The organism is Halomonas profundus (genome assembly GCF_020865425.1).
GTDB lineage: Bacteria > Pseudomonadota > Gammaproteobacteria > Pseudomonadales > Halomonadaceae > Vreelandella > Vreelandella titanicae.
Map to the genome: position 1 here is coordinate 4036000 of NZ_CP086344.1, position 21656 is coordinate 4057655.

The window sequence follows — 21656 nt, forward strand, 5'->3', positions numbered from 1 at the left end:
CTATTTCTGCCGCAATTGATTGCGGCTACATTTCGCGCATTGTAGCGGATGAGGGCGCCGATTCACTATAATGGTCGCTTCGCCACAGGCCGATCAAATCAGTGGTAAGTTGATGATCGCCACCAGCCATCCCTCAGAGTGCGCTTCAGCGCAGGAGATGCAACATGTCAGCGCGTATTGCCACGGTTAGCCGTGACACCAACGAAACGCAGATCAAGGTCAGCGTCAATCTCGACGGCGAAGGCCATCTTAGCTGCCAAACCGGCGTTCCGTTCCTGGATCATATGCTTGATCAAGTTGCTCGCCACGGGATGATCGATCTCGACATCAATGCCACTGGCGACCTGCATATTGACGACCACCATACCGTAGAAGACCTGGGTATTACGCTAGGCCAAGCTTTTTTTGAAGCAATTGGCGATAAACGCGGCATTTACCGTTATGGTCACGCCTATGTTCCTCTTGATGAAGCACTCTCCCGGGTAGTGATCGACTTTTCCGGTCGGCCAGGTCTGTTTATGGATGTTGAATTCACCCGCGACACTATCGGTAGCCTGGACACTCAGTTGTTCTGGGAGTTTTTCCAGGGCTTTGTCAATCACGCCCGCGTGACGCTGCATATCGACAACATCAAAGGCTTTAATGCTCACCATCAGGCAGAAACGATCTTCAAGGCCTTTGGTAGAGCACTCCGCATGGCCGTGATGGAAGACCCGCGCATGGCAGGCCAAATGCCCTCCACCAAAGGGAGCTTATGATGCTGCGCTGTAGCCTGCGCGATGCCACGGGCTGTGCCGTTAGCCCTATTTTGTCCACTTCTCCAAGGAGCGCTTCATGACCATTGCTGTGATCGACTATGGAATGGGCAATCTTCATTCTGTAGCCAAAGCGCTGGAGCATGTGACCCATGAGAATGTCGTCATTACCCGCGACCCGCGCCGTATCCTCGGCGCAACACGTTTAGTGCTACCGGGCCAAGGGGCCATTCGTGACTGCGTTGGCGAACTTGAGCGCACCGAATTACGCGGGCTGGTGGAGGATATCTTAACCCGCCAGGCCAAACCGCTGCTGGGTATCTGCGTGGGCCAGCAGATGCTACTGGAGCGCAGCGAAGAGAATGGCGGCGTAGAGTGCCTGGGTTTCTTTAAAGGCAGTGTAGATCGTTTTCCTGGCGATATGCGCGACGCCCACGAGCAGCGTTTGAAAGTACCGCACATGGGCTGGAACGTGGTAGAGCAGCACCATGAACACCCACTCTGGGCAGGTATTGATAATCGCGAACACTTCTACTTCGTGCATAGCTACTACGTTAATGCCGATGACGATGCACAAGTATTTGGTACGACCCAATACGGCAAGGTAACCGCCCACGTAGCCATTGGCCGTGACGCGACCTTCGCGGTGCAGTTTCACCCCGAAAAAAGCTCCCGCGCGGGCCTTCGCCTGCTTGAAAACTTTGTCACCTGGACGCCCTGAGAGGATTTTGTATGTTGGTAATTCCCGCTATTGATCTCAAAGACGGCCAGTGTGTCCGATTGAAGCAGGGCCGCATGGAAGACGCGACGTCTTACGGCGATGACCCGGTGGCCATGGCGGCGCGCTGGGTAGAAGCAGGCGCCCGTCGCCTGCACCTAGTAGATTTGAACGGCGCCTTTGAAGGCAAACCGGTGAACGGTGACGCCGTGACGGCTATCGCCCGCGCTTACCCGGATCTGCCGATTCAAATTGGTGGCGGTATTCGCAGTGCGGAAACCATCGAGCACTACTTAAGCGCCGGTGTCTCTTATGTGATTATCGGCACCAAGGCAGTTAAAGAACCCGCTTTTGTGGGCGAGATGTGCCGCGCTTTTCCCGGCCATGTGATCGTTGGACTTGATGCCAAAGATGGCTATGTCGCCACCGACGGCTGGGCAGAGGTCTCCACGGTAAAAGCCACTGAGCTTGCCAAGCGTTTCGCCAACGACGGCGTCTCCAGCATTGTCTACACCGACATTGCCCGCGACGGCATGATGCAAGGCGTCAATGTGGAAGCCACCGCGGCGCTTGCTCGCGAAGGCGGTTTGCCGGTGATTGCCTCCGGTGGAGTGACCAACCTGGACGATATCAAAGCACTCTGCGAGGTTGCTGATAGCGGTATCCTGGGCGCTATTACCGGTCGGGCAATTTACGAAGGCAGCCTGGATGTTGCCGAAGCTCAGCGGCTGAGCGACCAACTGACGGGAGGCAGTTCATGAGCCTTACCAAACGCATTATCCCCTGCCTGGACGTAGACGCCGGGCGCGTGGTCAAAGGCGTTAATTTTGTCGGTATTCGCGATGCCGGTGATCCGGTGGAGATTGCCCAGCGCTATAACCAGCAGGGCGCCGATGAAATCACCTTTCTCGACATTACCGCTAGCCACGAAGACCGCGACACGACGGTGGAGATGGTTGAACGCATTGCTGGCGAAGTGTTTATTCCGCTAACCGTCGGCGGCGGCATTCGCAGCTGTGACGACATTCGCACTATGCTGAACGCCGGGGCAGACAAAGTCTCGATCAACACCGCGGCGGTCAACAACCCTGAGTTTGTGCGCGAAGCCGCCGAGCGTTTTGGTAGCCAGTGCATTGTGGTGGCCATTGACGCCAAGCGGGTCTCTGAAGAGGGTGAAACGCCCCGCTGGGAGATTTTCACTCACGGCGGCCGCCGCCCAACAGGCCTTGACGCCGTTGAATGGGCGAAGAAGATGGTTGAGTTCGGGGCGGGCGAACTACTGCTCACCAGCATGGATCGCGACGGCACCAAGATTGGCTTTGACCTGGGCGTGACCCACGCGATTTCCGAAGCGGTGAGCGTTCCGGTGATAGCCTCAGGCGGTGTGGGCAACCTGGATCACCTGGTGGATGGCGTACTCAAAGGTGGTGCCGATGCAGTGCTGGCCGCCAGTATTTTCCATTTTGGCGAATACACCATCCCTGAAGCTAAGCGCTATATGGCCGAACGCGGTATCGAAATGCGGCTTTAAAATGCCCTCTATCAACCAGGAGCTTCGAATGTTTCGCTCACATCCATGGATGGGATGGCTAGCAGGCTTGCTGTTTAGTATGCCTGCTACCGCATTCTCGCTACCTGATTGGCCACCGTCGTTGGAGTGGGATCACACCCTGGTGCAAACCAGCCTTTATACCCGCCACTTCAGCCCCGACCCGGAACACACTAACCAACAAGACCTGGTTAGCATTGAACTGCATAATCCGAATCACTGGTTAGCGGGCGGGGCTTGGTTCAAAAACTCCTTCGATCAGCCCTGTTGGTACTTCTATGCGGGGCGGGAGTTCCCTCTTTGGCAAACCGATCAGGGGATAAACGTGCGCGCCAAACTCACTGGCGGACTCCTGCGCGGCTATAAAGGCGAGTATCGCGACAAAATTCCGCTCAATCACTTGGAAATCGCCCCGGCCGCACTCCCCAGTATCGGTGTGCAATGGGGCCGGTTTGAATCAGACCTGATCATTTTCGGCACCGCAGGCATGATGATAACCGCAGGGGTGCGCTTTTAGTCGCTACTCCTCAACGTCGTCTAGCGATAAACCCAGATTGCTGATGCCACCATTGCGACCTAATTCACGCACCTCTTTCAGCGACGCCTTATCCAGCGGTTCGCTGACGGCTTCCAATACGGCATCCTGAAAATCGTTTTCGTCGTCCATCAACGGATGGTCGCGAATAATCAGCGCTAGCTTCTGCGCGTCAACCTCGCCTTCAGTAAGCTCTATAAAAGCGCGTACGCCCGCTCGGGATGTGCGGCTAACATCCAGCACGGCCTCTGGGGAGTCGCCTTGCAGGGTGTCCAGCAGCGCTGAGACCGACACTACTGCATCCAGGGCGCGCCGGGCACCAAAGCTGTCATCCTCTTCGGGCGGCTCACACTCGGCTAGCTTTTCCGCTTGGCGGGCAAAGTCGATACTGGCATTGGGCACATTAAGCCGCTCCCAGACCAAACTCAGCACGGTGCCTAGCGTATGGCTATCACCCTGGCCGGTGGTTTGCTGATAAAGCATATAGTTAGGCAGCAAACGCTCACACAACGCCGCCATGAAGGCTTGCTGGGCAGGTAGTGGGAGTTCTTGTAACCGTTGGTAAAAGCCCTGGGGTTTCGACACCATACTGATTTCCTGGATCGCTTGACGTGGGATATTGGTGAAAGTTAGCGGGTACGTTATCGTCTCTCTACGCTTGGGGCGATCCCCAGCGCTTTGATGATTGTACGGCCGGCGAGGAGATTACCATGCATATTCATCTGCTACAGCACGGCCCTGACCATGGCCCCGCCCGTTTAACCGATTGGCTAACCAGTATGGGCCATAGTTACACCGTTTTTCATCTCTACGCAGGCGAGCTAACGCCCCGCCCAAACGAGTCTGATGCACTGATTATACTTGATGGCCCAGAAGAGCTACTCAGCCATCCTCCGGCGTGGTTTAAAGCCGAAGATAAGCTCATCAACCGCTATTTGGATGGCCAAAAACCGCTGTTGGGTATTGGCGTAGGCGCCCACTGGATAGCCCAGGCACTGGGCTCGGTGGTAGCGCCTGGTACCTATACTGAAACAGGCTGGCATACAGTCACCCTAGCGCCGGAAAGCTTGCTGGATTTACCCGAAACATTCAGCGCTTTTATGTGGCATCGCTATGTCTTCAGTTTACCCGACGATGCGCTGCCCCTAGGCGGTAGCGAAGCTGCACCGCTGCAAGGGTTTGCATGGGACAGAGGTCGTGTCATCGGCCTGCTGTGCCACCTGGAAGCCACTGCGGCTAGCGTGAAACAGCTACTGGGCACAGCCGAGTGGCCTGGAGCATCACCTTCCACTACCCGCTATGTTCAGGATGCGGCCCAAATATTAGAAGACCCCAACCGCTTTATTCACCTCGCGCCACAGCTCGACCGACTGATGACCCAGTGGCTTAAAGCAGCGTAACAGTACAAGCTATAAGGCCGTCAGCGGTTCCACTGCCTGGCGGCCTCTAGGCAGCTATCCCAATCGCCCACATGAATCTCTGGCGGCGCAGCGTCGCGCTGCTTCTCTAAATGGTAGCGGTAGAGCGGGTCGTAGTACTCGGTGAGCAGCGGCGCAAGCCAGGCTTCATGGGCTTGGGGGTTGCCCTGGGCATGCTCTTTGAATGCCAGCGCCTGCAGCCGCTGTAAGCGCTGAAGGCGCGCGTTACCCAAGCGTTTTCCTAGTCGGATAAGGGAATTACTTAACTGCGCCTGCATTAATTGCCAGCCCTGGTAGGCCCCATGACGAGCGGCATAGGCCTGCTCCAGGTCAATAATATAGTCCTGCTGAATCTGAACAAGGCGCCAATCCAGCGGCATTTCGATACGCACCCGCGGCGCTTGCTGCTGCGCCCGCCAGAAGTTCAAGGGAATATTGGCGCTGCCAATCTGACGGGACTCATCTTCGATGACCAGCCCTTCCATCAGCCCGATTAGCCGCTTGGCCAGCGCATGCTCAAAGTTGATTTGAGTAGCAGGCTCTTCAGGTCTGCGTCCAAAAGCAGAACCTTTGTGGTGCGCATAAGCTTCCAGGTCGACGCCATTATCGAGCTGATTAATCAGCGCTGTTTTTGCACACCCGGTGAGCCCGGCAACAACCAGCATTGGCTGAAGCGCGGCCGTATCAATGCGCTCACAGAGCGCTTGGCGCATAGCCTTCCAGCCACCCTCCAGCCGTGGCCTGGAGATACCGGCCTCTTCCAGCCACTGCTGAGCAATTTGCGAGCGCAGTCCACCGCGAAAGCAGTAAATCAATGCATCTGGGTATTCGGCTAAGTACTTCTGCCACGCTGCGACCCGAGCCTGCTTGACCTCGCCGCTGACTAAACGCTCACCTAGCTCAATCGCCGCGGCTTGACCATGCTTCTTATAAGCGATGCCCACCTGATGACGCTCGTCATCGACCATTAAGGGCAGATTGACGGCACCGGGCAGCGCGCCCTGGGCAAACTCCACCGGGGCGCGCACATCTATTAGCGGTCGCTCTTCTCTAATTAAACCCAATACCGCCGGTGTGGTGGCTGGAGTTGTGGCCAGTGTCACCCGACCACCTCGATGGAGACTTTACCCTGGCGCGCCTTCATGACGCCGAATGACTGTAACGACAGGCCGAATTCGCGACCAATACGCTCAACGTCATCCTCCCAGGCGGGGTCAACGCTGAGCAGCAGGCCGCCGGAAGTCTGGGGGTCACACAACCACTGCCAGTGGGCTTCATCCATGGCCGGCAGGCTTTCCCCCAGCGCATCACGATTGCGCAGCGTACCACCGGGCACAGCGCCTTGGCGGCGGTAGGACTCTGCCTCGGCCAGACGAGGCAACTTACGGAAATCAATCTGGGCCATGACGTTACTGGCCTGGCACATTTCAGCAAGGTGGCCCGCCAATCCAAAACCGGTGACATCAGTCATGGCATTCACCCCTTTTACATTGGCAAGCTTCACACCAATACTATTGGGCTTGAGCATCGTTTCACGGGCAAGACCATGGTGGCCCATTTCCAGCAAGCCACGTTTCTCTGCTGTGGTTAGCATGCCCACGCCTAACGGCTTGGTTAAAAACAGTAGATCACCCGGCTTGGCGGTGCTGTTTAGCTTGAGCTTATCCAGGTCGACTAAGCCGTTTACCGCGAGTCCGAAAATCGGCTCGGGCGCATCAATGGAGTGACCGCCCGCCAGGGCAACGCCTAATTCGCGACATACCGCCTGGGCGCCGGCCATTACGTCACCAGCCACTTCAGCGCTTAGCTTATCCAGCGGCCAACCAAGAATACCCAATGCCATCACCGGCGTGCCGCCCATGGCGTAAACATCGCTGATGGCATTGGTCGCCGCGATACGGCCAAAATCGAAGGGATCATCGACAATGGGCATAAAGAAGTCCGTGGTGGCAATCATGCCCCGCCCATCGCCCAGATCGTAGACAGCCGCATCTTCGCGTCCCTGATTGCCGACGATAAGCCGCTTATGGCCCGCCGCTGGCCCCGCCTTGGCAAGAATGCCATCCAGCACGTCTGGGGCGATTTTGCAGCCACAGCCCGCGCCGTGGCTATATTGGGTCAAGCGAATCGAACTCATCGTGTCTCTCCTTGGCACTTGGGGAATATCATCAGTTTAACCCAGTATCGTCCAGGCTACAGGGCGTCCAGCGCATCGCTGAGTTTATCAACAGCGATCACTTCCATACCCTTAGGCGCCTGCTTGGGTGCGTTAGCGCGCGGTACAATGGCGCGGAGAAAACCGTGCTTGGCCGCTTCGGCAATGCGTTCTTGACCACTGGGCACCGGGCGTATCTCGCCCGATAGCCCAACCTCACCAAACACCACTAGCTCTTTGGGTAGCGCGCGATTTTGCAGGCTAGAAACCACGGCTAGCAACACCGCCAAGTCGGCGCTGGTTTCGAGCACTTTGACACCGCCGACGACATTCAAGAACACATCCTGGTCACCGGTAAACAATCCACCGTGGCGATTAAGTACTGCCAGCAGCATAGCCAGGCGGTTTTGATCAACGCCGACGGCGACACGGCGAGGGTTACCCAGCGCGGACTCATCCACCAGCGCCTGTACCTCCACCAGAATCGGCCGTGTGCCTTCCCAGACCACCATGACTAAACTACCTGGCGCCTGCTCCTCCTGGCGAGAAAGAAAGATTGCGCTGGGGTTTTTAACTTCTTTAAGGCCCTGTTCAAGCATGGCGAAAACACCTAGCTCGTTGACGGCGCCAAAGCGGTTTTTCTGCCCTCGCAGGGTACGAAAGCGTGAGTCGGCGCCCCCCTCTAATAGCAGCGAGGCATCAATCATATGCTCAAGCACTTTAGGGCCCGCCAGCGAACCGTCCTTAGTGACGTGGCCTACCAGTAGCAAAACCGTATTAGTCTTTTTGGCGAAGCGCGTTAGCGCCGCGGCTGACTCGCGCACCTGGGCAACGCCACCGGGTGCAGAACTGATATCTTCCAGATGCATGGTTTGGATGGAGTCAATCACCAGAATCTCTGGCTTCTCCCGCTCAGACACCGCCAAGATGGTTTCCACGCTGGTCTCGGCCAACATTTTCAAGCCATTGGTAGGCAACTGTAGGCGGTGCGCACGCATCGCTACCTGGGAGAGCGACTCCTCACCGGTTACATAGAGGATACGCCGCTGCTGGGCCAACTTGCAGGCCGTTTGCAATAGCAGGGTCGATTTACCCGCGCCAGGATTGCCACCCAAAAGCACCGCCGAGCCGGGCACAAGCCCACCGCCCAGCACGCGATCAAACTCTGCGAAAGTGGAGCTCATGCGGGGTACTTCGCTAAGATCCACATTGCCCAGGTCGATCACTTCGCGTGACAGATCACCCGCGTAACCAGATCGACCGGGGGCTGCGCCGCCGCCAGGGCGAGCGCTCGCCAAGTGCACTTCACTAAGCGTGTTCCACTCTTGGCAACTGCTACATTGCCCCTGCCACTTACGGTATTCGGCGCCGCACTCGGTACACACAAAGGCGCTTTTGGCTTTGGCCACTGCCATTACACTCCTACTGTTGCTGTCACTAAGTGGCAACTTACGCTTGGCTGCCGCTAGTATTCATCACTTACTGTCGCGTACTTTATATTCATGAGTGCCAGCAAACACAAAAGGCGGCCAGTGGCCGCCTTTTGTACTACTGGCTAACGTCTTATTGACGCTTTAGCTGCAGCATTTCACCATTTTCAAAGCGGCGACGCTCTGGGTCAATCAACTCCAACGTGCTCTCATCAATACGCATGAAGTAGTAGATTTGACCATCGCCATCTGGCGTCAGTTCGTAAACAGTGGCGTCCGGATCGGAAGGCGTACCGGTTAGCACTTCCCAGTTACCCGCGTAGTTTTCATCCGGCGGTGTTTGAGGGTGGTTACGGTAAGAAGCGTTCAGTGTGAAGGTACGCTCTTCAGCCGCGCTCATCTCTTCACCCACCATCGTGACATCCAGATCGATACCATCGCAATTGCGGCAAGGTAATGAACCTTGGTAATTTTGCTGTGCGGCAGCTGCCTCTTCTTGCTGCTGCTCCATGGGGCTGCTTGCACAGCCAGCCAGCAGTGCCAACATGGCCGAACCGGCCAGCAAACTCTTAAGTTGCATAGAGTGTCTCCTTAATCTCGTGTTGGACATCACATTTATTTACGCGCACTTATGACAGCATAACCGCTACAAGGTGCGACGCACACCCCTAGTGATGCGAATGCTTGCGCTTAGTTAGCCTTCAAGCGACCATGGTGTACCTTGCTAGGATAATCAGGTTACCCACATGAGCCAATACTGGAGTCCGGCCGTTCGCGAACTTACGCCTTACGTGCCCGGCGAGCAGCCACGCGAGCAGCTTGTAAAGCTCAATACCAATGAAAACCCTTACCCACCTGCGCCAGGTGTCGGTGAGGCACTGCGTGACTACGCGACCGATCATCTACGCCTCTACCCTGACCCAACCTCTGCAGCGCTGCGTGAAGCGTTAGCGGAGACGTTTCAGGTAGCGAGTGGCCAAGTGTTTGTCGGTAATGGTTCCGATGAGGTGCTGGCGTTTGCCTTTCAGGCATTTTTCCGCCATGGCGCACCACTAGACGTACCCACGATCACCTATAGTTTCTACCCCGTTTACGCCAACCTTTATGGCGTTGAGCTGCGAAAGCATCCGCTCAATAAGCAGTGGGAAGTCGATATTGATGCGCTTGGAGCGGATACTAGCCGCAGCGGCGTTATTTTCGCTAACCCCAACGCCCCTACTGGCCACGCGCATTCGCTTGCGACTATCGAGGCGCTGTTAAAGCGCGTCACTGATCGAGTAGTGCTTGTGGACGAGGCGTATGTCGATTTCGGCGCAGAGAGTGCTGTTGCGCTGATTGATCGCTACCCTAACCTTCTCGTCACCGGTACGTTTTCTAAATCACGCAGTTTGGCAGGCTTGCGGCTAGGCTATGCGGTGGGCTCAGAGGAGTTGATCGATGGCCTGTTGCGGGTAAAAGACTCCTTTAACTCTTTTCCAGTGGATAGTTTGGCAAGCTTAGTAGGCATCGCCGCACTCAAAGATGTCGAGCATTTTGAAGCCTGCCGCGAGCGTGTTATTACCACCCGTGAACGCACTCGCCGGCGCCTTGAAGCGTTGGGCTTTGAAGTGTTGCCCTCTAAGGCTAACTTTGTGCTCGCCCAGCACCCTAACCACGAAGGCGCGCAGCTATTTGCTGGCCTACGCGAGCGGGGCATTCTGGTGCGCCATTTTAATACCTCAGACCTTAACAACTTCCTCCGTATCACCATCGGCACCGATGATGAGATGGATAGCCTGATTGAAGCGTTAGAGATGCTTCTCTAGTAAAGGGTGAGGGGTGTAAGGAGTGAGGAGAGCCTTGCTGGCAGCTCACACCCTTTACTCCTTACTATTTACCCCTCACAACCTCCCCCTCACGCAAAAACATCCCCCAAGGCATCAGCCCTGGGGGATTTTTTCGTATAAGTGCCTGACGATGATCGGGCCGGCCATCCGGCGGCCAGCGCTCCGGGACTCTCCATGGGGAGACCCCTCGTTTTTTTCTTTCGCGCAAACAAAAAACCCAGCCGGTTGGCTGGGTTTTTTGCGAAATAAGTGCCTGACGATGACCTACTCTCGCATGGGGAGACCCCACACTACCATCGGCGCTAAGCGGTTTCACTTCTGAGTTCGGCAAGGGATCAGGTGGTTCACGCGTGCTATGGTCGTCAGGCGTAACTGTTAATGTACATCATGCTGACTAGCGTTTTTGCTATCTTGTGATCGTCTCATTGCCTGCCGCCCTGGCGTTATGTCGCTTGGGCCACACGCTGCGTATCCGGTTTTCATTGACGTCATCATCGCGACCAGACCCCTTGGGTGTTATAGGGTCAAGCCTCACGGGCCATTAGTACACGTTAGCTCAACGCCTTGCAGCGCTTCCACACCGTGCCTATCAACCAGCTGGTCTCGCTGGGCCCTTCAGGAGGCTCTAGGCCTCAGGGATGTCTCATCTTGAAGGGGGCTTCCCGCTTAGATGCTTTCAGCGGTTATCCCGTCCGACCATAGCTACCCGGCAATGCCACTGGCGTGACAACCGGAACACCAGAGGGTCGTCCACTCCGGTCCTCTCGTACTAGGAGCAGCCCTTCTCAAACATCCAACGCCCACGGCAGATAGGGACCGAACTGTCTCACGACGTTCTAAACCCAGCTCGCGTACCACTTTAAATGGCGAACAGCCATACCCTTGGGACCGACTTCAGCCCCAGGATGTGATGAGCCGACATCGAGGTGCCAAACACCGCCGTCGATGTGAACTCTTGGGCGGTATCAGCCTGTTATCCCCGGAGTACCTTTTATCCGTTGAGCGATGGCCCTTCCATACAGAACCACCGGATCACTAGAACCTGCTTTCGCACCTGCTCGACGTGTCTGTCTCGCAGTCAAGCACCCTTATGCTCTTGCACTCAATGCACGATGTCCGACCGTGCTGAGGGTACCTTCGTGCTCCTCCGTTACTCTTTAGGAGGAGACCGCCCCAGTCAAACTACCCACCACACACTGTCCTCGATCCGGATAACGGACCTGAGTGAGAACGCCAATGATGCCAGGCTGGTATTTCAAGGTTGGCTCCCTTCGAACTGGCGTCCAAAGTTCAAAGCCTCCCAGCTATCCTACACAGGCAACATCAGCGTCCAGTGTGAAGCTATAGTAAAGGTTCACGGGGTCTTTCCGTCTAGCCGCGGGTACACCGCATCTTCACGGCGATTTCAATTTCACTGAGTCTCGGGTGGAGACAGCGTGGCCATCATTACGCCATTCGTGCAGGTCGGAACTTACCCGACAAGGAATTTCGCTACCTTAGGACCGTTATAGTTACGGCCGCCGTTTACCGGGGCTTCAATCAAGAGCTTCGCCTTGCGGCTAACACCATCATTTAACCTTCCGGCACCGGGCAGGCGTCACACCCTATACGTCCGCTTGCGCGTTAGCAGAGTGCTGTGTTTTTAATAAACAGTTGCAGCCACCTGGTATCTTCGACCGGTTCGGGCTAGGAGAGCAAGTCTCTTCACCCTATGCCGGCGTGCCTTCTCCCGAAGTTACGGCACCATTTTGCCTAGTTCCTTCACCCGAGTTCTCTCAAGCGCCTTGGGATTCTCACCCTGACCACCTGTGTCGGTTTGGGGTACGGTCGCACATGATCTGAAGCTTAGAGGCTTTTCCTGGAAGCGTGGCATCAGTGACTTCCTGACCGTGGTCAGTTCGTCTCGTGTCTCGGCTTTAAGACCCCGGATTTACCTAAGGTCTCGGCCTACTCACTTTCACCAGGACTACCAACGCCTGGCTCACCTAGCCTTCTTCGTCCCCCCATCGCAACCATGTCCGGTACGGGAATATTGACCCGTTTCCCATCGACTACGCCTTTCGGCCTCGCCTTAGGGGCCGACTCACTCTGCTCCGATTAGCGTCGAACAGAAACCCTTGGTCTTCCGGCGAGGGCGTTTTTCACGCCCTTTATCGTTACTCATGTCAGCATTCGCACTCGTGATACCTCCAGCGAACTTCTCAATTCACCTTCATTGGCTTACACGACGCTCCTCTACCGCTCATCCTAATGGATGAACCCGTAGCTTCGGTACCTGGTTTAGCCCCGTTACATCTTCCGCGCAGGCCGACTCGACTAGTGAGCTATTACGCTTTCTTTAAAGGATGGCTGCTTCTAAGCCAACCTCCTAGCTGTCTGAGCCTTCCCACATCGTTTCCCACTTAACCAGGATTTCGGGACCTTAGCTGACGGTCTGGGTTGTTTCCCTTTTCACGACGGACGTTAGCACCCGCCGTGTGTCTCCCACGCGCTACTCACCGGTATTCGGAGTTTGCCTCGGGTTGGTAAGTCGGGATGACCCCCTAGCCGAAACAGTGCTCTACCCCCGGCGGTACTACGTGAGGCGCTACCTAAATAGCTTTCGAGGAGAACCAGCTATCTCCGAGCTTGATTAGCCTTTCACTCCGATCCACAAGTCATCCAAATCTTTTTCAACAGATCCTGGTTCGGGCCTCCAATTGATGTTACTCAATCTTCACCCTGCTCATGGATAGATCGCTCGGTTTCGGGTCTATATCCAGCGACTGTGTCGCCCAGTTAAGACTCGGTTTCCCTACGGCTCCCCTATACGGTTAACCTCGCCACTGAATATAAGTCGCTGACCCATTATACAAAAGGTACGCCGTCACCCAACAAGTGGGCTCCGACTGCTTGTACGCACACGGTTTCAGGATCTATTTCACTCCCCTCTCCGGGGTTCTTTTCGCCTTTCCCTCACGGTACTGGTTCACTATCGGTCAGCCAGGAGTATTTAGCCTTGGAGGATGGTCCCCCCGTCTTCAGTCAAGGTTTCTCGTGCCCCGACCTACTCGATTTCACATGATCAGATTTTCGACTACGGGGCTATCACCCGCTACGGCCACGCTTCCCAGCGTGTTCGCCTAATCAGTCTCATGCTTAAGGGCTGGTCCCCGTTCGCTCGCCGCTACTAGGGGAATCTCGGTTGATTTCTTTTCCTCAGGGTACTTAGATGTTTCAGTTCCCCTGGTTCGCCTCGTACACCTATGTATTCAGTGCACGATACTCATCTTGTGATGAGTGGGTTTCCCCATTCAGAGATGTCCGGGTCACAGGTTGTTGCCACCTCACCGAACCTTATCGCAGGCTACCACGTCTTTCATCGCCTCTGGCTGCCTAGGCATCCACCGTGTGCGCTTCATTGCTTAACCCTATAACCCGAAGGAGTCTGGCATCTCGCAATGATCACGTTTCATTTTGCCGGATACGCTTGAGACGTATCACAATTTAAGACCACTTCTTGCGAAGTGTTCTTGTCAGCATGATATACATTGTTAAAGAGCGACTGCTATAAGCAGTGATAAGCGTTCTTTCATATTAAAAAAGAAAAAGATCTTTAAGACCTTAAAAGCTATTTTTTCTTTTTAACGTGAAAAAAACAGAGCCACTTATCACTGCGTATCAACAGTATTCTGATCAGGTAATTCATTGTGGACGCTTACTAACTGTGACGCATCGTTTAAGGAGGTGATCCAGCCGCAGGTTCCCCTACGGCTACCTTGTTACGACTTCACCCCAGTCATGAACCACACCGTGGTGATCGCCCTCTTGCGTTAGGCTAACCACTTCTGGTGCAGTCCACTCCCATGGTGTGACGGGCGGTGTGTACAAGGCCCGGGAACGTATTCACCGTGACATTCTGATTCACGATTACTAGCGATTCCGACTTCACGGAGTCGAGTTGCAGACTCCGATCCGGACTGAGACCGGCTTTAAGGGATTCGCTGACTCTCGCGAGCTCGCAGCCCTTTGTACCGGCCATTGTAGCACGTGTGTAGCCCTACCCGTAAGGGCCATGATGACTTGACGTCGTCCCCACCTTCCTCCGGTTTGTCACCGGCAGTCTCCTTAGAGTTCCCGACATTACTCGCTGGCAAATAAGGACAAGGGTTGCGCTCGTTACGGGACTTAACCCAACATTTCACAACACGAGCTGACGACAGCCATGCAGCACCTGTCTTACAGTTCCCGAAGGCACACCAGAATCTCTTCCGGCTTCTGTAGATGTCAAGGGTAGGTAAGGTTCTTCGCGTTGCATCGAATTAAACCACATGCTCCACCGCTTGTGCGGGCCCCCGTCAATTCATTTGAGTTTTAACCTTGCGGCCGTACTCCCCAGGCGGTCGACTTATCGCGTTAACTTCGCCACAAAGTGCTCTAGGCACCCAACGGCTGGTCGACATCGTTTACGGCGTGGACTACCAGGGTATCTAATCCTGTTTGCTACCCACGCTTTCGCACCTCAGTGTCAGTGTCAGTCCAGAAGGCCGCCTTCGCCACTGGTATTCCTCCCGATCTCTACGCATTTCACCGCTACACCGGGAATTCTACCTTCCTCTCCTGCACTCTAGCCTGACAGTTCCGGATGCCGTTCCCAGGTTGAGCCCGGGGCTTTCACAACCGGCTTATCAAGCCACCTACGCGCGCTTTACGCCCAGTAATTCCGATTAACGCTTGCACCCTCCGTATTACCGCGGCTGCTGGCACGGAGTTAGCCGGTGCTTCTTCTGCGAGTGATGTCTTTCCTACCGGGTATTAACCGATAGGCGTTCTTCCTCGCTGAAAGTGCTTTACAACCCGAGGGCCTTCTTCACACACGCGGCATGGCTGGATCAGGGTTGCCCCCATTGTCCAATATCCCCCACTGCTGCCTCCCGTAGGAGTTCGGGCCGTGTCTCAGTCCCGATGTGGCTGATCATCCTCTCAGACCAGCTACGGATCGTTGCCTTGGTAAGCCATTACCTCACCAACTAGCTAATCCGACATAGGCTCATCCAATAGCGGGAGCCGGAGCCCCCTTTCTCCCGTAGGACGTATGCGGTATTAGCCTGGGTTTCCCCAGGTTATCCCCCACTATCGGGCAGATTCCTATGCATTACTCACCCGTCCGCCGCTCGTCAGCGGGTAGCAAGCTACCCCTGTTACCGCTCGACTTGCATGTGTTAGGCCTGCCGCCAGCGTTCAATCTGAGCCATGATCAAACTCTTCAGTTTAAGATCTATGTGATCCTTACATGTCACCCGAAGGCAACAAAAGCGGATCAAACTTGGCTCAAGGTTCAAACGAATTCATTCAAAACAGATCCCAAAGGACGAATCCTTTAAAACCTTATTGCTTGAGTCGCTTGCCTTGATATTGGGTGATTTGTCACCAACATCAGCAAGCGCCCACATGAATTACCTGATCAAATTGTTAAAGAGCTGTTTCGCTGTTAGGTTGCTGTGAAAGCAACCGGGCTGCCGTTGACTTGGCTTGCCTCAGCGAGGAAGGCGTATTCTACGCATTTCCTGGTGTTTGTCAATCGCTGTTTTTTTAGCGAGCGAGGCGAGCGATACAACCTGCTCTAACCTCCTGACAAACCGAAGGTTTTCACCTTCATTCACCGCTGGTAACGCTTGGCGTCCCCGGCAGCGGATGCGTACTTTACGGATTCGCTGACGGGTTGGCAAGGGCTGTTTTGAAATAACTGTCAAAAAAGTGGAGAAAAGTACTATCTACTCGTTTTAGCCTTACGCATAACGGCTAATACAGGGCCTGAAGCCACGTAGGTACCAAACAGCAATAACAGCATCACTGAAGGCTCGACCGAGATCAACACAAACGCCAGCACTATGGCTAGCAGCACAACAAAAGGTACCGGCTTTTTAAAATCGAGATCCTTGAAGCTGTAGTAACGGATATTACTCACCATCAACACACCCGCCGCAGCTACTACTACTAACATCAATAGTTTGAAACCAAAGGCATCAGCATCAAAGCTATGGAACGTCCATACACTAGCCGCCACTAGCGCGGCTGCAGAAGGGCTCGGCAAACCGATAAACCACTTTTTATCAACACTACCAATTTGTACGTTAAAGCGCGCAAGGCGAAGCGCCGCGCAGGCAACATAGAGAAAGGCCACTACCCACCCCGTCTTACCGATGTCCTGAAGAATCCAGGTAAAGGCAACTAAAGCGGGCGCCATACCAAAGGAGACCATGTCAGCCAAGCTGTCGTACTCAGCGCCGAATTCACTTTGCGTATTGGTCATACGGGCGACGCGGCCATCCAGGCCATCCAGTACCATGGCAATAAAGATCGCAACGGCAGCCGAGGTAAACTCACCATTAATGCCTGCCACTACTGCAAAAAAACCGGCAAAAAGCGCCGAAGTGGTAAATAGGTTGGGCAGCAAATAGATGCCTCGACGGCGAATCTTTTTACCGTCCTCTACGGCCTCTTCGACTACTTCGGTTTCACGCAAGAAGGCAGCCGCCAAATCTTCATTGTCGCCCACTTCTGACTGATGAGCACTGTCTGGCTGCTCAGCTTTATCAGACGGAGCCGAGTCTGGCTGGCCTGGGTTTGACTGATCAGAGTTTGAGTGCTTTTGGTCGCGAGCGTCCTGTGTCATAGTTTTCATCCATTAAAAGAGAAGTCACGGGAACCGTAGTCGCTTTCATTCTACACGGTGAGTGCCACTCAGCCAGCCAATTGCTGCATTGATACCCTGCGCGGTCTGCATCAGCGAGCGCTAACAGGTTAATAACTAAAAAGCGCCGCTCCGGGAAAGAAGCGACGCTTATGTTTACATTTAAGTGCTGACTGTAAAGGCTAAGTACTTTCGTGCTTAAAGCGACAACACCTTATCGCCCCGGGCAATACCCGAGACCCCAGTACGGGCGACCTCAAGAATACCCACCGGCGCCATGGCCTGAAGGAAAGCATCAAGCTTGCCCGCATCACCGGTGATCTGCACGGTATACAGGCTTGGCGTTACGTCGACGATCTGCGCGCGGAAGATATCCACCGTGCGCTTCACTTCATCGCGGGCCGCGCCTAGCGCTTTCACTTTAACCAACATCAGCTCGCGCTCGATATGGTTACCTTCGGTGAGATCCACCAGTTTAACCACATCGATCAGCTTATTGAGGTGCTTGGTGATCTGCTCGATGACCCGGTCATCGCCTATGGTGGTGACCGTTAAGCGCGACAGCGACGGGTCTTCAGTAGGCGCCACGTTAAGCGTTTCGATGTTGAAGTTACGCTGGGAGAACAACCCGACTACACGTGACAGCGCACCCGGTTCGTTTTCTAACAGAATCGAGATGATATGACGCATCAGGTACGCTCCGTTTTAGACAGCAGCATGTCGCGCATGGCACCTAACGGCACCTGCATCGGATAGACGTGCTCAAAAGGGTCGACCTTCACGTCAAGAAAGACCAGCTCGTGCTTATCAGCAAACGCACGCTCCAGTGCAGGCTCCAATTCATCAAGGGTATTGACGGTAATGGCGGTAAACCCATACGCCTCAATCAGCATATGGAAGTCCGGCAGCGACTCCATATAGGAGTGCGCGTGGCGTGACTTATAGTTCAAGTCCTGCCACTGACGTACCATACCCAACGACGCATTGTTAAGGTTGACGATCTTAACGCCCACCCCGTACTGCTTACAGGTGGAGAGCTCCTGCATCATCATCTGGAAGCTTCCTTCACCGGTGACGCACACTACGTCATCATCCGGGTAGTTCTGCTTGATACCCATGGCGGCGGGGAAACCAAAGCCCATGGTGCCCAAACCACCTGAGGTGATCAGTCGGTTGGGTTTATCAAACTTGTAGTACTGCGCTGCGAACATCTGGTGCTGACCAACATCGGTAGTCACGTAGGCTTCGCCTCGGGTTACCCGACAAAGCGCTTCAATAACTTCCTGTGGCTTAAGCGCTTCACCCACCTTGGAAGGCTCATAAAGCTTGCCTTCACGGTCGGCACGCCAGCCATCAATCTTTTCCCACCACTCAGTCAGTGCTTCAGGATGGGCAATTTTATGCCCCTGCACCAAACTGATCATCTCATTGATAACGCTGGAGGCCGGACCCACGATAGGTACATCGGCACGCACCGTTTTAGAGATCGAGCTCGGATCAACGTCGACGTGAATGATCTTTGCTGTGGGACAGAACTTCGATGTGCTGTTGGTCACGCGGTCGTCAAAGCGCGCCCCAATGGCAATGATCAGATCGGCGTGGTGCATGGCCATGTTCGACTCATAAGAGCCATGCATGCCCAGCCAACCCAAACACTGCCGGTCACTTTGCGGATACGCGCCAATGCCCATCAGCGTGGTGGTAATCGGGTAGCCCAACTGCTCGACCAGATCAGTCAAGCCTTCGCTGGCTTTGCCCGTGACCACGCCGCCACCGGTATAGAACACCGGGCGCTTGGCTTTGAGTATCATCTCAACGGCTTTTTTGATCTGCCCTGTGTGGCCACGCGTGACGGGGTTGTACGAGCGCATCTTGACCTTTTTCGGATAGATGTACTCATAACGCTCAGTGGGAGCCGTCATATCTTTTGGGATATCGACCACCACCGGGCCCGGACGCCCTGTAGCGGCTAAATAAAACGCCTTTTTGAGCACTTCCGGGATTTCAGACGGGTGACGAATCGAGAAGCTGTGCTTCACGATGGGCCGCGTCACGCCGACGATATCGGTTTCCTGGAAGGCGTCTTCACCGATCAGATGACTTGCCACCTGGCCACACAGCACTACCATGGGAATGGAGTCCATGTAGGCGGTGGCGATGCCGGTGACGGCGTTGGTGGCACCGGGGCCTGAGGTAACCAGTACGCAGCCGGGCTTGCCTGATGCACGGGCATAGCCATCGGCGGCGTGAGTAGCCGCTTGTTCGTGACGCACCAGAATGTGCTTCACTTTGTCCTGGCGGAAGAGTGCATCGTAAATATGCAGCGCTGCACCGCCGGGGTAACCATAAATGTATTCGATGCCCTCATCTTGCAAGAAGCGGGCGATCATATCTGCGCCGGAAAGCAGTTCCACTGTATTTCTCCCCTGGAGGTCTCGAGTGCGATCCGCAGGACATCCTGCGGTGTCGAGTGCGGCGGTATGCCGCTGCCGGCCCTTGCCGGCACCTGATGCCAAACCCTGGCAGATGGCCCGGTTAGGGCCTGCACTCTTGTCGGGAGAGGGTGCCTTATGTCGACATAAATCACCCGCTCCCTTACACGGCAGTTCGCCGTGTCGGGGCGTTGGCCAGGTTGGGCGGTTAGCCCAAGCCCGGAAGTCCTTCGGCGGGTAGAGGCTCTCGCCTACCCTTCGCGCGGGAATTAGGGGTTGCCCGTTGGATCCGCGCCCGCAAATCAGGAACTGACAAGATTCCATTAGCAGCCCCACCCTGTCAACCGCCATTACTCGCTGAATGCGCCCATGAGCCCCTTTTCGGCTCAGAGTTGCGGTAATCCAAATACGATTCTCGACGCACGAGACCAATGTCTAAGCCGAGAAATTCGCATATCGTCTGTGCGGCTGTGTAATATTTTAGGTGACACGATTCATCTAAAGTTTATTTCTGATACTCACAGCATTACCTGGAAGTGCAACTCCGAGGAAACATCGCCAGCATTTCCTTGCTTCTCATAGGCTTTCTAAATTCAGCCTATTTGGAGACGGTTAGCACTTATTAGGTGAATCGATTCATCAAACAACGAAGGGTCAGCCAACTGACCTACTACAGCAACAAGTAGCGCGAGGAAAAGCTCATGTCACGCATTGTGCAATGGTCCGTTACCGTGGCACTAGCCGGCTTCCTGTTCGGCTTTGATACGGCAGTAATTTCTGGGGCCGACAAGCCCATTCAAGCACTCTGGGGCCTCAGTGATCTGCAGCATGGTCTGTTGATCATGTCGATGGCTTTATGGGGCACTGTACTTGGCGCCATCTTCGGTAACTGGCCTACCGACCACCTTGGTCGACGCATGACTCTGCTGTTGATTGGTGTTCTGTACTTGGTATCGGCGATAGGATCCGCTGTGGCCACCGACCCCTGGGTCTTCGCCCTCTTCCGCCTCATCGGTGGCATTGGTGTGGGCGTCTCTTCAGTCGCCGCCCCGATTTATATTTCCGAGATTGCCCCACCTCGACATCGGGGTGTGCTGGTGGCCATGTACCAGTTCAATATCGTCTTCGGTATCCTCATGGCGTTCGTTTCCAACTATGTCATCGGCAGTATGATAGAGGGGGATATCGCCTGGCGCTGGATGCTCGGCATCGAGGCCATTCCGGCTCTGATTTATACTCTGATGATTACCCGTGTTCCGCGTAGCCCACGCTGGCTCATCCTCAAGTGCAATGACGTCAAAGAAGCAAGTCGCGTGCTGCGGATGATCGACCCAGACGTGGATGTTGATGCGGAAATTGCCACCATGCGAGCCGCCGAGAACGAGGAGCGCTCCGCTAATGCACGCTTCTTCTCTCGCCGCTATCGGCTGCCGATCCTACTTGCCTTTCTGATCGCCTTCTTCAATCAGTTATCGGGCATCAACTTCATCATCTACTACGCGCCACGCGTGCTTGAGGCCGCTCAGCTCGGCAGCCAAGCGGCACTGCTGTCCACCGCGGGCATTGGTTTAGTCAATCTGGTCTTCACCATGATCGGGATGTCGCTGATCGACCGGTTCGGACGGCGCACACTCCTGTTCATCGGTTCCGCAGGGTACCTGTTGTCATTAGTTCTGATCTCACGTGCCTTCTTTACCGATTCCCTGGGCGGTATCGAGGTGCCGCTGCTACTGGCCCTGTTTATTGCTGCCCATGCTATCAGTCAGGGGGCGGTGATCTGGGTCTTCATTGCAGAGGTGTTCCCCAACCATGTGCGTGCTCGCGGTCAATCCTTTGGCAGCTCAATCCACTGGGTCTTCGCAGCTTTGATTACCCTGGTCATGCCTTGGGTACTGGGCACTTTTAGTGGTGGCCCGGTGTTCGCCTTCTTCGCCATCATGATGTTGCTGCAATTAGTATTCGTGCTGATCCTGATGCCGGAAACACGTAATGTTTCTCTTGAAGAGCTGCAAAAACACTTGGTAGGTAACGACGTCAAACTACGCAGGGTTCATCTATCAGGCGCCCGAGTTAACGTCTGATAACCTCCCACTAAGAGAAGCCAAAAAAAGCCTCGCCAGCAAAGCTAGCGAGGCTTTTTACCTACTCAATTACCCGAAGTGACA

Annotated in this window: 16 protein-coding genes and 3 rRNA genes; 8 read left to right on the forward strand and 11 right to left on the reverse strand. The window is 55.0% G+C overall.

Annotation, left to right across the window (positions count from 1 at the left end; translation table 11 throughout):
* The first annotated feature begins 164 nt into the window (after positions 1 to 164).
* The 5 genes from hisB (at position 165) to LMS44_RS18525 (ending at position 3539) form a co-directional block, all read left to right on the forward strand.
* A complete protein-coding gene (gene hisB / locus LMS44_RS18505; RefSeq protein ID WP_027958866.1) occupies positions 165 to 758 on the forward strand; it encodes an imidazoleglycerol-phosphate dehydratase HisB in 594 nt (197 codons plus the stop codon).
* Between the two features lie 76 nt (positions 759 to 834).
* Complete coding sequence (hisH, locus tag LMS44_RS18510; RefSeq protein WP_414123636.1) at positions 835 to 1476, forward strand: imidazole glycerol phosphate synthase subunit HisH; 642 nt, start codon at positions 835 to 837, stop codon at positions 1474 to 1476.
* An 11-nt stretch (positions 1477 to 1487) separates the two neighbouring features.
* Positions 1488 to 2234, forward strand: coding sequence for a 1-(5-phosphoribosyl)-5-[(5-phosphoribosylamino)methylideneamino]imidazole-4-carboxamide isomerase (gene hisA, locus LMS44_RS18515; protein WP_022522035.1), 747 nt, complete (start codon positions 1488 to 1490; stop codon positions 2232 to 2234).
* Positions 2231 to 3004: an imidazole glycerol phosphate synthase subunit HisF gene (gene hisF / locus LMS44_RS18520; RefSeq protein WP_022522034.1), complete on the forward strand. Its 774-nt coding sequence runs from the start codon at positions 2231 to 2233 to the stop codon at positions 3002 to 3004. Before hisA ends, hisF begins: the two co-directional genes overlap by 4 nt.
* A 28-nt stretch (positions 3005 to 3032) precedes the next feature.
* Positions 3033 to 3539, forward strand: coding sequence for a hypothetical protein (locus tag LMS44_RS18525; RefSeq protein ID WP_414123635.1), 507 nt, complete (start codon positions 3033 to 3035; stop codon positions 3537 to 3539).
* 3 nt (positions 3540 to 3542) lie between these two features.
* Here the strand turns inward: LMS44_RS18525 and LMS44_RS18530 are convergent, their stop codons facing one another.
* The gene (locus tag LMS44_RS18530; RefSeq protein WP_022522032.1) at positions 3543 to 4145 is read right to left on the reverse strand and encodes a YjaG family protein; all 603 of its coding nucleotides are present in this window, start codon (positions 4143 to 4145) and stop codon (positions 3543 to 3545) included.
* A 122-nt stretch (positions 4146 to 4267) separates the two neighbouring features.
* Here LMS44_RS18530 and LMS44_RS18535 point away from each other — a divergent pair, with 122 nt between their 5' ends.
* On the forward strand, positions 4268 to 4957 hold the full coding sequence (locus LMS44_RS18535; RefSeq protein WP_009288593.1) for a type 1 glutamine amidotransferase: 690 nt from the start codon (positions 4268 to 4270) through the stop codon (positions 4955 to 4957).
* A gap of 20 nt (positions 4958 to 4977) precedes the next feature.
* Here LMS44_RS18535 and mnmH read toward each other — a convergent pair whose 3' ends face one another.
* From mnmH to LMS44_RS18555, 4 genes are all read right to left on the reverse strand, one after another.
* Complete coding sequence (gene mnmH, locus LMS44_RS18540) at positions 4978 to 6078, reverse strand: tRNA 2-selenouridine(34) synthase MnmH (RefSeq protein WP_414123634.1); 1101 nt, start codon at positions 6076 to 6078, stop codon at positions 4978 to 4980.
* On the reverse strand, positions 6075 to 7112 hold the full coding sequence (gene selD / locus LMS44_RS18545) for a selenide, water dikinase SelD (protein WP_039860823.1): 1038 nt from the start codon (positions 7110 to 7112) through the stop codon (positions 6075 to 6077). The genes mnmH and selD overlap by 4 nt, the downstream gene beginning before the upstream one ends.
* A 56-nt stretch (positions 7113 to 7168) precedes the next feature.
* Positions 7169 to 8539: a DNA repair protein RadA gene (radA, locus tag LMS44_RS18550; protein ID WP_053857190.1), complete on the reverse strand. Its 1371-nt coding sequence runs from the start codon at positions 8537 to 8539 to the stop codon at positions 7169 to 7171.
* A 154-nt stretch (positions 8540 to 8693) separates the two neighbouring features.
* Complete coding sequence (locus LMS44_RS18555; protein ID WP_022522027.1) at positions 8694 to 9140, reverse strand: copper resistance protein NlpE N-terminal domain-containing protein; 447 nt, start codon at positions 9138 to 9140, stop codon at positions 8694 to 8696.
* Positions 9141 to 9306: 166 nt separating this feature from the next.
* On the opposite strand from LMS44_RS18555, the gene hisC reads away from it, so the two are divergent.
* Positions 9307 to 10365, forward strand: a complete 1059-nt coding sequence (hisC, locus tag LMS44_RS18560; RefSeq protein WP_414123632.1) for a histidinol-phosphate transaminase — start codon at positions 9307 to 9309, stop codon at positions 10363 to 10365.
* 272 nt (positions 10366 to 10637) lie between these two features.
* Here the strand turns inward: hisC and rrf are convergent.
* The 6 genes from rrf to LMS44_RS18590 all read right to left on the reverse strand — a co-directional run bounded on the left by rrf (position 10638) and on the right by LMS44_RS18590 (position 19473).
* Positions 10638 to 10753, reverse strand: a 5S ribosomal RNA gene (rrf, locus tag LMS44_RS18565).
* A gap of 153 nt (positions 10754 to 10906) precedes the next feature.
* Positions 10907 to 13796 (reverse strand): 23S ribosomal RNA (locus LMS44_RS18570).
* A gap of 309 nt (positions 13797 to 14105) precedes the next feature.
* A 16S ribosomal RNA gene (locus LMS44_RS18575) occupies positions 14106 to 15638 on the reverse strand.
* Together the 16S, 23S and 5S rRNA genes form the textbook arrangement of a ribosomal RNA operon.
* Before the next feature lie 497 nt (positions 15639 to 16135).
* Positions 16136 to 17041, reverse strand: a complete 906-nt coding sequence (gene pssA / locus LMS44_RS18580) for a CDP-diacylglycerol--serine O-phosphatidyltransferase (protein ID WP_414123735.1) — start codon at positions 17039 to 17041, stop codon at positions 16136 to 16138.
* Between the two features lie 216 nt (positions 17042 to 17257).
* Positions 17258 to 17749 (reverse strand): acetolactate synthase small subunit, encoded by a 492-nt coding sequence (gene ilvN / locus LMS44_RS18585; RefSeq protein ID WP_009287561.1) that lies wholly within the window; start codon positions 17747 to 17749, stop codon positions 17258 to 17260.
* Positions 17749 to 19473 (reverse strand): acetolactate synthase 3 large subunit, encoded by a 1725-nt coding sequence (locus LMS44_RS18590; RefSeq protein ID WP_053856978.1) that lies wholly within the window; start codon positions 19471 to 19473, stop codon positions 17749 to 17751. Before LMS44_RS18590 ends, ilvN begins: the two co-directional genes overlap by 1 nt.
* Before the next feature lie 719 nt (positions 19474 to 20192).
* Between LMS44_RS18590 and LMS44_RS18595 the strand changes: the two genes are divergently transcribed.
* Positions 20193 to 21572, forward strand: coding sequence for a sugar porter family MFS transporter (locus tag LMS44_RS18595; RefSeq protein ID WP_414123734.1), 1380 nt, complete (start codon positions 20193 to 20195; stop codon positions 21570 to 21572).
* Positions 21573 to 21656: the final 84 nt, after the last annotated feature.

What these genes read in the sequence shown, in the direction of transcription:
- hisB (WP_027958866.1), top strand. Translation starts at nt 165, where the DNA reads ATGTCAGCGCGTATTGCCACGGTTAGCCGTGACACCAACGAAACGCAG.
- hisH (WP_414123636.1), top strand. Translation starts at nt 835, where the DNA reads ATGACCATTGCTGTGATCGACTATGGAATGGGCAATCTTCATTCTGTA.
- hisA (WP_022522035.1), top strand. Translation starts at nt 1,488, where the DNA reads ATGTTGGTAATTCCCGCTATTGATCTCAAAGACGGCCAGTGTGTCCGA.
- hisF (WP_022522034.1), top strand. Translation starts at nt 2,231, where the DNA reads ATGAGCCTTACCAAACGCATTATCCCCTGCCTGGACGTAGACGCCGGG.
- LMS44_RS18525 (WP_414123635.1), top strand. Translation starts at nt 3,033, where the DNA reads ATGTTTCGCTCACATCCATGGATGGGATGGCTAGCAGGCTTGCTGTTT.
- LMS44_RS18530 (WP_022522032.1), bottom strand. Translation starts at nt 4,145, where the DNA reads ATGGTGTCGAAACCCCAGGGCTTTTACCAACGGTTACAAGAACTCCCA.
- LMS44_RS18535 (WP_009288593.1), top strand. Translation starts at nt 4,268, where the DNA reads ATGCATATTCATCTGCTACAGCACGGCCCTGACCATGGCCCCGCCCGT.
- selD (WP_039860823.1), bottom strand. Translation starts at nt 7,112, where the DNA reads ATGAGTTCGATTCGCTTGACCCAATATAGCCACGGCGCGGGCTGTGGC.
- LMS44_RS18555 (WP_022522027.1), bottom strand. Translation starts at nt 9,140, where the DNA reads ATGCAACTTAAGAGTTTGCTGGCCGGTTCGGCCATGTTGGCACTGCTG.
- hisC (WP_414123632.1), top strand. Translation starts at nt 9,307, where the DNA reads ATGAGCCAATACTGGAGTCCGGCCGTTCGCGAACTTACGCCTTACGTG.
- pssA (WP_414123735.1), bottom strand. Translation starts at nt 17,041, where the DNA reads ATGACACAGGACGCTCGCGACCAAAAGCACTCAAACTCTGATCAGTCA.
- ilvN (WP_009287561.1), bottom strand. Translation starts at nt 17,749, where the DNA reads ATGCGTCATATCATCTCGATTCTGTTAGAAAACGAACCGGGTGCGCTG.
- LMS44_RS18595 (WP_414123734.1), top strand. Translation starts at nt 20,193, where the DNA reads ATGTCACGCATTGTGCAATGGTCCGTTACCGTGGCACTAGCCGGCTTC.